This window comes from Candidatus Methylopumilus rimovensis (genome assembly GCF_006364615.1).
In the GTDB taxonomy this organism is placed as follows: domain Bacteria; phylum Pseudomonadota; class Gammaproteobacteria; order Burkholderiales; family Methylophilaceae; genus Methylopumilus; species Methylopumilus rimovensis.
This window is the reverse complement of the sequence record NZ_CP040986.1, coordinates 532,104-546,338: the sequence shown is the minus strand read 5'-3', so window position 1 is coordinate 546,338 and position 14,235 is coordinate 532,104. Positions and strand designations below refer to the sequence as shown.

14 protein-coding genes are annotated in these 14,235 nt (G+C 33.2%); 1 reads left to right on the top strand and 13 read right to left on the bottom strand.

Annotation, left to right across the window (positions count from 1 at the left end):
• The first annotated feature begins 68 nt into the window (after nt 1–68).
• The gene (gene trhO, locus FIT61_RS02810; protein WP_139883112.1) at nt 69–1,049 is read left to right on the top strand and encodes an oxygen-dependent tRNA uridine(34) hydroxylase TrhO; all 981 of its coding nucleotides are present in this window, start codon (nt 69–71) and stop codon (nt 1,047–1,049) included.
• Between the two features lie 50 nt (nt 1,050–1,099).
• Here trhO and FIT61_RS02805 read toward each other — a convergent pair whose 3' ends face one another.
• The 13 genes from FIT61_RS02805 to rfbF form a co-directional block, all read right to left on the bottom strand.
• Entirely contained in the window at nt 1,100–1,771 is a 672-nt protein-coding gene (locus FIT61_RS02805; RefSeq protein ID WP_187351828.1) for an O-antigen ligase family protein, read from the bottom strand.
• A gap of 23 nt (nt 1,772–1,794) precedes the next feature.
• Nucleotides 1,795–2,349 (bottom strand): hypothetical protein, encoded by a 555-nt coding sequence (locus FIT61_RS02800; protein WP_139883109.1) that lies wholly within the window; start codon nt 2,347–2,349, stop codon nt 1,795–1,797.
• A gap of 2 nt (nt 2,350–2,351) precedes the next feature.
• Nucleotides 2,352–4,217 carry a polysaccharide biosynthesis protein gene (locus FIT61_RS02795; RefSeq protein ID WP_139883107.1) on the bottom strand — a complete coding sequence of 622 codons (1,866 nt, stop codon included), beginning with the start codon at nt 4,215–4,217 and terminating at the stop codon, nt 2,352–2,354.
• 109 nt (nt 4,218–4,326) lie between these two features.
• Nucleotides 4,327–5,541, bottom strand: coding sequence for a DegT/DnrJ/EryC1/StrS family aminotransferase (locus FIT61_RS02790; protein ID WP_139883105.1), 1,215 nt, complete (start codon nt 5,539–5,541; stop codon nt 4,327–4,329).
• 18 nt (nt 5,542–5,559) lie between these two features.
• Nucleotides 5,560–6,153 (bottom strand): acetyltransferase, encoded by a 594-nt coding sequence (locus FIT61_RS02785; RefSeq protein WP_139883103.1) that lies wholly within the window; start codon nt 6,151–6,153, stop codon nt 5,560–5,562.
• Nucleotides 6,150–6,746 carry a sugar transferase gene (locus tag FIT61_RS02780; RefSeq protein WP_139883101.1) on the bottom strand — a complete coding sequence of 199 codons (597 nt, stop codon included), beginning with the start codon at nt 6,744–6,746 and terminating at the stop codon, nt 6,150–6,152. Before FIT61_RS02780 ends, FIT61_RS02785 begins: the two co-directional genes overlap by 4 nt.
• Complete coding sequence (locus tag FIT61_RS02775; RefSeq protein ID WP_139883099.1) at nt 6,746–8,173, bottom strand: lipid II flippase MurJ; 1,428 nt, start codon at nt 8,171–8,173, stop codon at nt 6,746–6,748. Before FIT61_RS02775 ends, FIT61_RS02780 begins: the two co-directional genes overlap by 1 nt.
• On the bottom strand, nt 8,170–9,609 hold the full coding sequence (locus FIT61_RS02770; RefSeq protein WP_139883097.1) for a hypothetical protein: 1,440 nt from the start codon (nt 9,607–9,609) through the stop codon (nt 8,170–8,172). The genes FIT61_RS02775 and FIT61_RS02770 overlap by 4 nt, the downstream gene beginning before the upstream one ends.
• Nucleotides 9,606–10,745 carry a glycosyltransferase gene (locus FIT61_RS02765; protein WP_187351827.1) on the bottom strand — a complete coding sequence of 380 codons (1,140 nt, stop codon included), beginning with the start codon at nt 10,743–10,745 and terminating at the stop codon, nt 9,606–9,608. The genes FIT61_RS02770 and FIT61_RS02765 overlap by 4 nt, the downstream gene beginning before the upstream one ends.
• Nucleotides 10,738–11,694, bottom strand: a complete 957-nt coding sequence (locus tag FIT61_RS02760; RefSeq protein ID WP_139883094.1) for an NAD-dependent epimerase/dehydratase family protein — start codon at nt 11,692–11,694, stop codon at nt 10,738–10,740. Before FIT61_RS02760 ends, FIT61_RS02765 begins: the two co-directional genes overlap by 8 nt.
• Nucleotides 11,691–12,467 carry a glycosyltransferase family 2 protein gene (locus FIT61_RS02755; RefSeq protein WP_187351826.1) on the bottom strand — a complete coding sequence of 259 codons (777 nt, stop codon included), beginning with the start codon at nt 12,465–12,467 and terminating at the stop codon, nt 11,691–11,693. The genes FIT61_RS02760 and FIT61_RS02755 overlap by 4 nt, the downstream gene beginning before the upstream one ends.
• A gap of 29 nt (nt 12,468–12,496) precedes the next feature.
• Nucleotides 12,497–13,438 (bottom strand): NAD-dependent epimerase/dehydratase, encoded by a 942-nt coding sequence (locus tag FIT61_RS02750; protein ID WP_139883090.1) that lies wholly within the window; start codon nt 13,436–13,438, stop codon nt 12,497–12,499.
• 7 nt (nt 13,439–13,445) lie between these two features.
• Nucleotides 13,446–14,207 (bottom strand): glucose-1-phosphate cytidylyltransferase, encoded by a 762-nt coding sequence (gene rfbF / locus FIT61_RS02745; RefSeq protein ID WP_139883089.1) that lies wholly within the window; start codon nt 14,205–14,207, stop codon nt 13,446–13,448.
• Between the last annotated feature and the right edge of the window lie 28 nt (nt 14,208–14,235).

Below are 14,235 nucleotides of genomic sequence, written 5' to 3'. Positions count from 1 at the left end.
GAGATTTAATACCGTTGAAAAGACTGATAAAATAACATTTTTAGAAGGTTTAATAAAGAACAAAGCTCATGCAACACATCTATTTAACAACAGCGATGTACCATTTTGTGAGACTTCCTCACTTTAAAACCTTACGTGAGCCGCTGCTCAATTTCTGCGTATCCCAAAACATCAAAGGCACAATTCTGTTAGCTGATGAAGGCATCAACGGTACCGTCGCGGGCTCTGAAAAATCTATCCATGCATTTCTCGATTTCTTAAAAAATGATCCACTTTTTGAGGGCAACTTTAAAAACTTAAGTCATAAAGAATCATGGTCAGATAAACACCCCTTCTACCGCATGAAAGTGAAGTTGAAAAAAGAGATCGTGACTTTAGGCGTCCCGGGAGTATCGCCTACTAAAGTGGTGGGCAAGTATGTCAAACCTCAAGACTGGAATAAGATTATTTCTGATCCTGAAGTCGTGTTGATCGATACACGGAATGATTATGAATATGCCATTGGGTCTTTTAAAAATGCGATTAATCCCAAAACGAATACATTCCGAGAATTTCCAGAATATGTGAAAGCGCATTTCGATCCTAAAAAACATAAAAAGGTCGCGATGTTTTGTACCGGGGGTATCCGCTGCGAAAAAGCCTCCTCCTTCATGATGGGTGAAGGTTTTGATGAGGTCTATCACCTAGAAGGTGGCATCCTTAAATACTTAGAGGAAGTCAGACCCGAAGAAAGCTTATGGCAAGGCGAATGCTTTGTGTTTGACCAAAGAGTTGCAATTAAGCATGGATTAGAAGTGGGTAATTATGATCAATGTTATGCATGTCGCTATCCTTTGTCAGCAGATGATATGCAAAGTGATAAGTACACACCAGGAATTTCATGTCCTCATTGCTATAATCAACATACTCCAGAGAAATTGAAAGCGCTGACCGAACGGCAAAAACAGGTAATCTTGGCGAAAGAGCGAGGTATTGAACATATCGGCACCAAACCTCAGTTTATGACAAAACAAAAAAAGAAGCGTCTGGAAAAAATTACATCAACCTGATCGCTTACAAAAAAATTTGCCAATTTAAGGGTAATTTCGTTTTTGTTTAACTAAAGCTTTCTTTTTAATTTAATTCTGCGTGTATTTAAATAACTTAAGTGCAAGCCTAAAAATAAACAGGCTAATATGCCGTGCTCGTGATGAAAGGTAGTATTAACAAAACCTATACCGAAAGTTGCCAACCAAGCGCTCATTGACCCCATCCAAAGATAAGCTGACTGACTTGAGAGTTTTGCCTGACCATAACTTTCAATTAAGGATTGCATCCACATTAAGATTAGAGATAGCGTGACCATAAACCCTAAAATGCCCCGCTCAGCAATATTGGTTAAGTAAAAATTATGTGCATGTTTAAATTTAAAATCGTAATAAGCTTCATTAAAATTTTCATGGCGGCTTTCAACAGATTTTTTAATGAGATCTTCTGAAACTAGAGCGCGATTATCAATCCCAATACCAAATACTGGATAAAGTCTGGCAGCCTCAATCGTCGTATGCCAAATTTCTGCTCTTCCATTTAAGGTTTGATTTGTCGATTGTAGTTGCAATTGTCTCTCTATCACTCCAGAGGTTAAAAAAAATGTTGGTAAAGTAAGTAAAGTTAAAAATGAAATCGATAATAACTTTAGTTTCAGGTTTCTTAAAAAAATTAATGAAAATAAAACCGTTAAAATAATTGCAATGCCAACTGCTGCTCTGCTGGAGCCTATAAGAAGGGCCACATAAAATATCGTTGTTAAAAGAATTAAACAATTTTTTTGGTCGCATTGCTATCTTTCAAAAAAGTTAGCATTAAACCAAATGTCGCTCCAAATATCATAGTCAGATAAATGGCTGAATGATTAATATGACCAACGGAATGTAATTCCAAAGAACTTTTAGTATGCAAAACTAAATATTGAACAAGTCCCCAACATAGCGGCGGAAGAGCGCTAAGAATAGTTAACCAAAATATCCATCCAAGTTGTTTTGAAGAATACTTTGATCTAGAAATCAGCCAACCAATACTCATAAAGGTTAGTAATGTCCTAAAGCCACTCCATTCATGGCCAGGGGCAAGTCCTGCAAATATAGTACTAAGAAAAGCGCCAGTGATAACAGCTAAAAACATCCAATCCCAATGACCCCAAATCATTAAGCTTTTCGTCTTAACTTGTCGAATAGTAGCTGTAACCACAAAGAGCACTAAAAAAATATTTTTAGGGGCTTCCAAGCTGGGAAGGCTTAGTAGCATAAGAAAAAGAAGTGTTAGCTCTAAATGAATAAGATGTAATTTTTTAAACTGTGAAATAAAATTCATTTTTAATGACTCTTAAAATTATTTTTTTGCTTAACGTTTAAGTCCGGTGAATAGCCCTTAACCCAATGGGCAAGGCTTTCCTTAAGAGTGTTTTCATCAAAATCGTGGCTAGATTCAATCCAAGATAATAGATCAATTAAGAGATTAGCATCAAATTTTCTTGCTTTAGCGACTCTGACTTTTTTGTGTTTTGTGAGAGTGGAATCTTCACCATCAGCAATTAGCTCTTCATATAGTTTTTCACCTGGACGAAGACCGGTAAATTTAATATCAATTTCATTTTCTTGAAAGCCAGAAAATTTAATCATGTCACGGGCTAAATCGACTATTTTAACTGGTTCACCCATGTCTAAAATAAATATCTCCCCACCCTCCCCCATTAAACCTGCTTGCATCACTAATTGAGCTGCCTCCGGAATTGACATGAAGTATCTTGTAATATCTGGATGAGTCACAGTGACTGGACCGCCATCGGCAATTTGTGTGCGAAATTTTGGAATGACACTGCCACTACTTGCTAATACATTACCGAAGCGTACTATTACAAAACGTGTGCCATCTTCTTGTTGAAGGCCTTGGCAAATCATTTCTGCTAAACGTTTTGTTGCCCCCATGACATTGGTAGGATTAACTGCTTTGTCTGTAGAAACTAAGATGAATTTTTCAACGCCTAAATCAAGACAACTTTTAGCAAATTGATAAGTGCCTAGTGCGTTGTTAGATATTGCTTCAGTTACATTATCATTTTCCATCATTGGCACATGCTTATAAGCAGCTGCATGAAAAACTAAACTTGGCTGATATTGAGAAATCAAATTACGTAATCGCAATTCGTTTTTTACGTCTCCAACAATATATAAAATATTCACTTGAATTTGATCTGGAATAAAGGATTGCTCAAGTTGATATAGTGCGTATTCAGAAAGGTCAAAACAGATAAGCAACCGAGGTTTAAATTTTAAAACTTGGCGACTAAGCTCTGAGCCTATCGAGCCTCCGGCACCTGTTATCATAACCACGTTATTTTTGATTAAATTTTCCAATCCAGAATTATCCAGCTCAACACTCTCTCGTCCAAGTAAATCTTCTACATCCACGCGGCGAATTTGCGAAATATTTAACCGGCCGCTCATAAGATCATCAATAGCAGGAATTGTGAATATTTCAATTTTAAGTTTATTCGCTAAGTTAAATATGAAGCGTTTTTCTTTATAAGAATCTAAAGGCAGTGCAATGATGACATGACGAAATTTGAATCGCTCATACATTTTAGTTAACAATTCAATTGGACCAAAAACTTTTAAACCTAAAACTTCTCGCCCATGCATACTCTTATCATTATCTAATATACCAATCACTTGCCATTCCGGACTTTGTGACAAATCTCTTATAAGTGAAAGAGCGGTTTTAACAGCACCAATGATAAAAACTGGTCTGCCCTTCTGAAAATTTTCACCATAAATTTGACGCTCTTTAAGTGCACGATAAATAATTCTGCTGCCACTCATCATCAGAATTAACAGAATAGGATTCAGTATTAAAATAGAACGAGGTACATGTGTTTCGATATTCGTAATAAATAACATCGAAACTAGAATAACTGAAGAGACAAATGTGCCAGCTAAAATACGCTTCAGATCGGCGAGGCTTGCATAACGCCATGCGCCTTTGTATAGGCCAAAGGAAATTAAAGTAATAGCTTCTACAGCAAGGACCATAATAATGGTGCTCTTCATTAAAGCCATTTGTTCTAATGGTATATTAAAATTGAAGCGAAGCAAAAAAGCGCTATACCATGCAAATATTGCAACAGTAATATCATGCATAAAAGCTAACGCGCTTCTAAAGCTAAAGGGCCATTTTTTCATTGTTAATTAAGGTTTAAATATATACTTTAGTTTACATGGATATTAAATTTGTAGATACATACACCTAGGTCAAAAAAATTATTATTACGTCAACATAAAAATTGCTATATTAAATGCTTGCCGATTTTAAGACGTCCGCAATCACTTCTTTTGCTTTCTTGATGTTTTCTTGAGTAAGTGTAGGATGCACCAAAAACATAAGTGATGTATCGCCTAACATCTTTGCGATTGGTAAGCGGTTTTTAGGAATAAAGCCGGTACCTTCAAAAGCTTTTTCTAAATAAACTTCAGAACAGCCCCCTTGAAAACAAGGCACACCTTGCATCTCAATTTTTTCAATAATGCGATCTCGAGACCAACCTTCTTTTAAGTTAGCATTATCAACATACACATAACATTTGTAGTGGGCATGTCTGCATTGATTTAAAGAAGAGCAATCCTTAATACAATCTTTATTGCATTGAAATTTAGGTATACGAATAGCTTTGAATAGTTCAAAAGTCTTCAATAGACTTAGCGTAATTTCTTTCCGTTTAGCACTCCACTCGGTCATTTTCTTTAATTGAATACGACCAATGGCAGCCTGTATTTCTATCATCCTAAAATTACTACCAAAACTCTCATGTACCCATCTAAATCCTGATGGATGCTCTCTCTCGTAAACAGCTTCATAACTCTTACCGTGATCTTTATAAGCCCACATTTTTCGCCATAATGTTTCGTCATTGGTCGTGATCATACCTCCCTCACCCCCTGTGGTCATAATCTTATCCTGACAAAAACTCCATGCACCAATATGCCCAATGCTGCCAACGGATCGACCCTTATACATGGCACCATGCGCTTGGGCGCAATCCTCAATCACTTTAATATTATGTAGAGAAGCCAATGTCATAATAGGATCCATATCACATGGCCAGCCTGCAAAGTGCACACAGATAATCCCTTTTGTTTGAGGAGTTAATACTTTCGAAATGGTTTCGGCAGTAATGTTTCCTGACTCGGGATCAACATCTGCAAAAATAGGTGTAGCACCTACATTAACTACACAAGAAATGGAGGCAATAAAAGTTCTTGGCGTTACAACCACTTCGTCGCCAGGACCAATATCGAGGCCTCTAAGAGCTACTTCAAGTGCTAGTGTGCCGTTAGCTAAAGCAATGGAATAATCAACACCAGACCAATTAGCAAATTCTTTCTCAAATTTGCGACATTCATCACCAGTCCAATAATTGACTTTATTTGATAGTAAAACATTCTTAATGGCTTCAGCCTCTTTTTCTGAAAAAGATGGCCATGGAGCAAATGTAGGGTGATTTAACAAGATAAACTCATAAAGTTTTTAAATAGCACGTGCAGGATTTCCCACAACGGTGACACCAGATGCAATATCATTGGTTACAATGGAACCTGCTCCTACGGTGACACAATCAGCAATTGTTATACCTGGCAATACAATGGCACCCGCTCCAATTAAAACGCTCTGACCTACTTTAACTCCACCGCCAAGACTTGCATGAGGGGCTATATGACAAAAATCTCCGACAGAGCTGTCGTGATCAATAACTGCATGATGATTCACAATAACATGTTTACCAACGTTAGCATCGGGGCTAATGATTGAGCCCGCCGCTAAAAATGTACCGACTTCAATTTTTGCTCTTGATGAAATAACTGCATCAGGATGATAAATAGAGAAAAATTTGAAATTTTTAAATTTTTTGGCGATTTCTTCTCTCACCTTGCAGTTTCCTATTGCAATATGAAGCTCAATATCATTAATCTCATTTAAAAATGAAGATTTAAATATAGGCAAATCAATCCATTGGCCTTCGCGACAATCATCAAGAAAGCCTTCGCAAAAAAGATTTGATTTTTTCATGGCATCCCAAACAACCTTAGCATGACCTCCGGCTCCATAGATAAAATATTTCATTTTTTATTTCCTTTAAATTTTGACATTGTTACCTCACCAGGCTCTGCAATTCCTTCCTGCAGAAAAATTCTCTTGATCGTTAAAACAATAATTTTAAGATCAAGCCAACATGTATGATGATCAATATACCAAATATCAAAATCAAATTTTTTCTTCCATGATATTGAATTTCTTCCATTTACTTGCGCCCATCCAGTAATGCCTGGCTTAACCTCGTGTCGTCTTTTTTGATTTTTGTTATATAAAGGTAAATATTCCATCAAAAGCGGTCTGGGCCCAACTAAACTCATATCACCCTTCATCACATTCCATAAAGCCGGCAATTCATCAAGACTCGAAGCTCTTAAAAATTTACCGAACCTATTCAATCTCTTTTCATCGGCCAGTAATTTACCTTTAGCATTTGTCAAATTGGTCATCGAACGAAATTTATATAAATAAAACAATTTTTCATGAAGGCCCGGTCTTAATTGGCGATAAATAACTGGTGAACCTAAATTATAGAACACTAAAAAAAAAATAATTAAAAGGATAGGCAAAAGAAGAAGAAGTGCTAAAAAAGAAAAAGAAAAATCAAAAAGTCTTTTAGTCATTAAAATTTAAAAAAAAGTTTCTCTAAAGATATTATAAACTTTTCATAATTTAATAGAATAATTATGAAAATAAATAAACTCCATATCAAAATTACTATTAAAGCATTTGAAATGCTTAAATATTTTTCTTTTGCGTAGTAAAAAAGCAACAGAAAAGAGCCAAATCCACTAGAAATAGCTAATGATAAAGACAGTCCTGCAACATTAATAAATTTGATAAAAAACAAGCCTAATATCAGATTTAGAATTGCAACAATAAGGGAGGTTAATACTAAAAAACTCAATCTACTGATTGCATTTCCATGTTTGACTAATATCGCAGTAAAAACCCAAAAAGGTAATTGCAATATGCTGTATGAAATGACCGAAGATAATTCAAGAATAGATTCTTTATCCTCAATAATTCGATGAAAAATTAAGAATGTCAAATTCTCACTATAATAAAAAAATAGGAGAGAAAAAGGAGTTAAAATTAAAGCGGTAAACAAGATGAGAAAAGAAATAAAATTTTTTAAATCAATGACCCCAAAAATTTTAATAGCTCGGGATAAATAAGGTAAAAATACTGAGGAAAATATTGCTGCTAATATGCCACAAATAAAAAGGTTAAATTTAATCCCAAAATTAAAAATAGAAAGTGCTCCATCTCCTAAGGTTGAAGCCAAAAAAGAGCTTATTGGCAAGTTGATTGAAGTCAAGATTGCGAGAGCAATCAAGTGAAGATAATTCACCCAAAAATCTTTTTTTATGGAAAGGGGGCGGTTAAAATTTAAAGGCCATAAAAATATCTCTTCTTTTTTTAAGAAAAAATTAATTATTAATAAGTTAGCAACTTGCCCAAATGTCATTCCAAAAATTACAGAATATATTCCCATTGAGTTTGCAAATAAGAATATAAAGCAAATAGCAGATAAAGGTACAATTAATTGAGCAAAACTTGGCAATAGATAATAGTGTAGCGAAGAAAGAATTGAGTTGGAAGTAATTAACCAGCCACTCAAAATGAGCAATGGAAGAAATGCCAAAAAAGCTAAATTGAAATTTTGATCAAAAAAATAATTTTTTAAAAAAAAATATTGAAGACTGAATATTGCGAAAGAAATAAAACATAGCGTCAAACAAAAAAGTATTGATATGGCATAAAAATAACTGATAGCTGATTTAAATTCAGATCTTTTACTTTTTGTAAGAAATGGTATTAGTGCTTGTCCAAAAGGGATGCAAAAGATTCCAACAAAAAACATTGGAATAATTGATATCTTGTAAAACAGATCGGACTCTGAAGTAAAGCCGAAGTATTTAACTATAAGGAAATCTCTTAAAAAAAACCCAAGGAATAGCAAAAGGGTTAAGATTGCAACAAAAAAAGAATTCTGTAAAATCTTTTCTTTTTTAATTTTAATAAAATTTTTTATTAAATTTTTCATTTAAGACACTCTTTGAAACTACAAATAATTTTTTTTGAGCTAATTCGATCAAACATAAAGCTCCATCCAGAAAATCCGAGAAGCAATAATATTATCTCAAACGGATAACGAATACGATAAAGCGTCCCAATATTTGGAATTGCAATTCCGTAAATTAGTAATGGGACAAAAGCAAAACATAAACAAATCAAAATTTGATAAGGAAATTTTTGGAGAATTATAAAAAATAAACCAATAAATACAATATAACAAAATAACATCTCAATACTGCTTATGTAGCTTACTAAAGTTTGAGATTGTAACCATCTGTCTGGAAAGGGCGCTAAAAATGAAATCAGAAATGCTCTTGGCATGTAATTAAGCAACTCAGTTGCGCTTGATGGCTTTTGTTCTATGTCTATCATTGATTTTGCTTTATTAGCAATGCCAAAGCTAATTAGTGACGCTCGAGTTGATAATAAATTATTTAGTTTTCTTTCGAAAATTTTTGGTAAATACTTTGATTTTTCCCACAAGAAAATATTTTTTTCTACACTGGAGCTATTTGAATCAGCTGAAGATGTACTTATTTTTATTTTGGATATTTCCGGCAAATAATTAGGCTCCTCCTGCAAAAAATTAATTTTATTATTAGAGCTATATGAATCACCCGAGAGCCAAGGCAAACTATGATGTCTTGTTATTTGTGAGCTTGCAAAAATTATCGAGCATAAATAAATACAAAGAGCACAAAACTTTAAAAAGTTAAAAGGTAATAATCTACAAACCTGAAGAAAAATAATTAAGACTAGAGTAACAGAAAGAATTTGAAGAAAATATGGCTTTATAGATGCAATTATAATTAATGAGAGAATAGCAATAAATGTATATCTTAATATTTCTGTACGACTTTCCATCGGAGAGAAAATCTTTAAAATGGTAAATAATGCGAGATAAATACCTGCGTTCAAAAATGAATCCTTTTGAATTTGTCCAACCCAAGTCATTGCAGATGGAAATGCAATAAACAATGAAGAAGCTATAAGTGCAATATTTGCTTTGAACCGATTGGTAGGAAGCACTCTTAAACCAATCAAATAAATTATAACGCCAGACAAAGCGTGAAAAATAGCATTAAGAAATATTGCAATAGCATGATTTTCCCCAAAAAAAACATAGAAAATTGCTAGTAAAGAGGTTGCGCCAGATGCACCATCTGCTGGGTATAATTCCCAATAAGACCAACCTTTAAGATCAATCTTTTGAGCTAAATTCAATGCAATCAAATTAAAGTAGCTCGAGTCTGGTGTTAACTTCCATCCCTTCATATGAAGCGAGGATATATTAGGGATGATATATTCTAAGAAAAATAATCCAACAATTAAGGAATAAATAAAAAATAAAAACCACAAGATGATAGGCTTTTTTATTAAATCTAAATTTTTTTTAATAATCATTTTTTTAATATATGTGAATAGAATTGAGTCCAAAATTTAGTTATTCTATGTGCATTAAATTCGTTATGCACTCTACTTCTGGCAGCTTTACCAATTTTTTTAGCAATATGAGGATTGTTGAGGAAATATTGCATTTCCTCATAAATAACATTTACATTCTTTACTGGATGAAGTAATCCTGTTTTATTATGGATTATCGCATCCGAAATACCATAAATTTTTGATGCAATAGCAGGCAAACCTACTGCCGCTGCTTCTATAATTACATTTCCAAAACCCTCTCGATAGCTTGGCAAGACTAAAACGTTAGAGCCTGCTAAATACTTCTCTGGTATATTTGTAAAGTTCACGAATTTTATTTGTTCGGCTTTATGAGAATTTATTTCTTTTATCCTACCAACAAAGTCTTTCTCATCTGGACCGACAAATATTAAAAAAGATTTTTTGCTATTTATCTTGGCGAATGCTTCAGCTAAATCTAATAAACCTTTTTCTTGATTAAGCCGTCCAAGGTAGATAAATACAAATGCAGTTCTAGGAATAAGTAATTCCTTTCGTATCATATTATAATAATATCTACTGGGCTTAAATCGCTTAAGATCGACACCCGATATTGAGCCAGCACCGAAAACTAAAGATTTATTTTTTGATAACACTCCTTGTTGAATCAAAAAATCTCTTTGAGAATGGCTATCAACCAAATTAAATGTTGATACCCGCGCAATCAAATAATCAAAAAAAATAAAAAAATAACGTTTTATTCCATTCTTATTAGCCCAAACTTGACCAGTAAAAGTATGAATTCGAAAAGGAATATTCATAGAAAAAGCTGCCAACATACCCAAAAATCCTGCTTTAGGGGTAATTGAATGAACCAGATGAGGCTTATGTTTAATAAAAAATAAAAGTAACTTAATTAAACAAAAAAAATCTATAAAAACATTAATTTTTCTAGAGAAATTTAAAGAAACAATTTTTATATCTAATTTTTGCTTTTTTAAAAAAGATGGGTTATTGCAATGAGTAATTACAGTGATATCATATTTCTTTGAGAGAACCTTAAGATGATTGAGTAAAAAGGCATTAATAGTAACCTCAGAAGTAATCACAAAAAAAACTTTGAATTTTTTATTCATTATTTTTTGCATATTGAGATGCATATCTAGGAATTGGTTTCAATGGCAAAAAGCCTAAATAATTTTTTATTTTATTTGATGGGTATGTTTTTAAGGATGTAAGTGCATTAATTCTATTTATTGTTAAGACTTTAATGTTAAAAATAGTCATAACCGAACATAGTAATCGTACAGAAAATTCTGGAAGGCAATAAATTTTTTTACTAATATTGTTAGTAATACAAACTGCATAAACAATTTCCGCCAATTTACAGTCGTTAGATAAATTAAATATTTGATTTTTTGCTTTAAACGAAGTTCCACATAAAAATAAGGCTTCTACTACATCATCAACGTGAATATAATTTGCTATAGATTCTCTATTGCGAACGAAGAAAAATTTTCTAGACTTTATAGCATTTATTAAGGAGAAGAAAGACTTATTTTTCATATCATTTCCAACAACATTAGATGGTCTTAATATTGAATAAGTAACATTACTTTTAGTTAACATTTGAATCAAAATTTTATCTGAAACTGCTTTAGACTTTTCATAATCGCTTTTAGGTGCAATTCTCGACTTCTCAGTAATATTAACTTGTTTAGAAAAATTACCGTATACACCAATACTGCTTAATTGAATCCAATGTATTTTTTTGCCTTCGATTTTTGCGATTTCAACTGCTGCTTTTAAAAGTCTTTTTGTGGCGTCAATATGCAATGATCTCATTTTAGAAATATCAGAAATCTCAGCGGCACAATGGAAAATTAAATCACAACCGCTAACTAAGGAATGAAGATCTAATTTATTTAAAGAAAGATCTCCTTCTACAATATCCACATTACTTGATTTATATTTAAACTTGCCAATGTCTCTAGTTAGCAATCGAAGTGAGAATCCCGCTCGAAGAAGTCTTCTTGTAAGTCTTTTACCAATAAAACCATTAGCTCCGGTTAATAAAGCTTTCATTGGGATCCATTTACCTGTTTAGAGTTAAAAAAAGACCTGATACTATAAAAAAAATATTTCAAATATTGAAAAAATAAATTAGGCACATATAGGTACAAAGGGATTCGCAATGGGATTACAAGGCTTTTTAACGTTTTAATCGCTTTTTTTGTTTCTGCAACTTTACCGCCAGCAATATTGTTATTGTGTAGCCTGTATTTAATTAAGCTTTCTTGAATACCTACAATTTTAAAATATTTACTAACTCGAAGCCACATCTCATAATCTTCTCTCAAACATGGCGACTCAGTTAGCATTCCAAGCTTTTTAAAAACAGTCTTTTTTATAACAACGCTAGAATTAGGAATAAAATTGCCTTGAAGCAAACTAATAAAATGTGATGACCATAATGCTTTTCGATTCATATTTTTTTTAACCGTCAGTCCATTAATGAAAGATTCGGCTTGGCTATAACACATTGCAACTTCAGAATCAGACTCAAGCAATGCTATTTGAATATGCAATTTAGTCTCAAGCCACAAATCATCATCATCACAAAAAGCAATATATTGACCTTTGGCTTTAAGGATTCCTAAATTTCTATTAATTGCAATTACTCCAAAATTTGGATTTCTAAAATAACGAATTCTTTCGTCTTTCAAGCTAGAAATATAATGCTTAGTCTGATCTGATGACATATTATCAACAATTATTAATTCAAAATTATTGAAGGATTGATTTAATATTGAATGCAAAGTATCACTTAACATTTCATAACGATTGAATGTTGTCACAATAATACTAACTTTAGGAGACTGGATTATCATAAAGTTCTATTTGAAAAGTTCTCTAAACAAAATAACAAAGTAGCATCAATTTCGTCATTTATTTTCTTTGCCAATTTAAAACCTGTTGACTTCAACTTTTCAATATCGTATTTGAGCACGGACTGTGAATATGCTCTATCTTTTTCACGAATTATTATTTCCGGAGAATAATTAAATAAAGCCCTGCATCTTGAACCTATAAGACCTGCCATTTGAAAAATATTTATTGAAAATTCACCACCTAAGTTGTATACATCATTAAATTTATTGGGTGGCATTTCAATAAAGCTATCTATTGCAGATATAACATCAGTTAGAGTTATAAAATCACGCAATTGTGAAATATCAGAATTTAAGGTCATCGCTCGTTTTTCAATTGCTTGACGACAGAGATCGTTAACCAATAACATCCAACAATTGACATCTCTATGAGTTGGAGGTCCAAAGGCATTAGAAATTCTCAAAACAAAACCTGTAATTTGATTGTCAGACAATATAAAGTTTTCACCAGCTAGATGTGAGGTTGCATAAGGGTGAAGATTCTTTAAAGGAGTATTTTCATTAATATGTCCTAATAGAGGGGCTGAATAAACATGCGCTGTTGACAAATATATAAATCGTTTAACTTTTTGAGTCTTTGCTGCTTGTAATAAGTTATCTGTATATTGTCCATTCACTTTCAAGGCTTCGAGTGAATTTAACTTTGATTCTTTAGCATTCATACCTGATGTATGAATAATGACATCTATATGTTTGCACGCAAGAGTCAAACTTAAAGGGTCACACCAATTAATTAAAATATTTTTTGCTTCAGGGAGCCAATTAGTTCTTTGATGTAAATTTCTTGAGCCCAAAAAAACTTCTCTGCCATGAGTAAAAAGATACTGAGCTAGCCTTCCACCGATATAACCGTAACCACCAGTTATTAGTACACGCATTAAGTATTTAAAGAACCCAAGGGGCGCCTTTTGCCCAGAGCGATTCTAAAAGTTCATGGTCACGCTTAGTGTCCATACAATGCCAAAATCCATCATGACGATAAGCCATTAACTCACCAGCTTGAACTGCCTTCTCTAACGGTTCACGCTCTAACAGGGTATTATCACCATCAATATAATCAAAAAATGAAGGTTCAAATATGAAATATCCACCATTAATCCATCCTTCATGAAGTTGGGGTTTTTCTTTAAAGCTATTAACTTTATCGCCATTTATTTCCAGCTCGCCAAATCTAGCGCCTGGGCGAACAGCAGAAATAGTAACCATTTTTCCATGGCTTCTATGAAAAGCTAGTAATCTATCAAGATTAATATCAGCAACCCCATCCCCGTATGTGAGCATACAACTTTCTTTTCCAATAAACTTTTGCAAACGCTTAACACGACCTCCAGTCATTGACGACTCGCCTGTATTGACCAATGTAATTTTCCAATCAACCTCATCATTTTGGTGGGGTGAAATTTCTCCCGATGAAAGATCGACAGTAAAATCAGAATTTAAAGCACGGTAATTAAGAAAATAATCTTTAATTATTTCGGCCTTATAACCGAGCGCTACATAAAAATCCTTATGACCAAAATTTGCATAAGTTTTCATAATATGCCAAAGAATTGGTTTCCCGCCAATAGACACCATAGGCTTAGGGATGACATCTGTATACTCAGACAATCGCGTACCGAAACCACCTGCCAATAGAATTACTTTCATAAAAATTTACCTTTAATTAGGAAGATTA

Bases quoted from the DNA above. Each gene is read 5' to 3' on its own strand.
- FIT61_RS02775 (WP_139883099.1), bottom strand. From the start codon at position 8,173: ATGAAAAATTTAATAAAAAATTTTATTAAAATTAAAAAAGAAAAGATT.
- FIT61_RS02760 (WP_139883094.1), bottom strand. From the start codon at position 11,694: ATGAAAGCTTTATTAACCGGAGCTAATGGTTTTATTGGTAAAAGACTT.
- FIT61_RS02785 (WP_139883103.1), bottom strand. From the start codon at position 6,153: ATGAAATATTTTATCTATGGAGCCGGAGGTCATGCTAAGGTTGTTTGG.
- FIT61_RS02765 (WP_187351827.1), bottom strand. From the start codon at position 10,745: ATGAATAAAAAATTCAAAGTTTTTTTTGTGATTACTTCTGAGGTTACT.
- FIT61_RS02780 (WP_139883101.1), bottom strand. From the start codon at position 6,746: ATGACTAAAAGACTTTTTGATTTTTCTTTTTCTTTTTTAGCACTTCTT.
- FIT61_RS02800 (WP_139883109.1), bottom strand. From the start codon at position 2,349: ATGAATTTTATTTCACAGTTTAAAAAATTACATCTTATTCATTTAGAG.
- FIT61_RS02770 (WP_139883097.1), bottom strand. From the start codon at position 9,609: ATGATTATTAAAAAAAATTTAGATTTAATAAAAAAGCCTATCATCTTG.
- FIT61_RS02795 (WP_139883107.1), bottom strand. From the start codon at position 4,217: ATGAAAAAATGGCCCTTTAGCTTTAGAAGCGCGTTAGCTTTTATGCAT.
- trhO (WP_139883112.1), top strand. From the start codon at position 69: ATGCAACACATCTATTTAACAACAGCGATGTACCATTTTGTGAGACTT.
- FIT61_RS02750 (WP_139883090.1), bottom strand. From the start codon at position 13,438: ATGCGTGTACTAATAACTGGTGGTTACGGTTATATCGGTGGAAGGCTA.
- rfbF (WP_139883089.1), bottom strand. From the start codon at position 14,207: ATGAAAGTAATTCTATTGGCAGGTGGTTTCGGTACGCGATTGTCTGAG.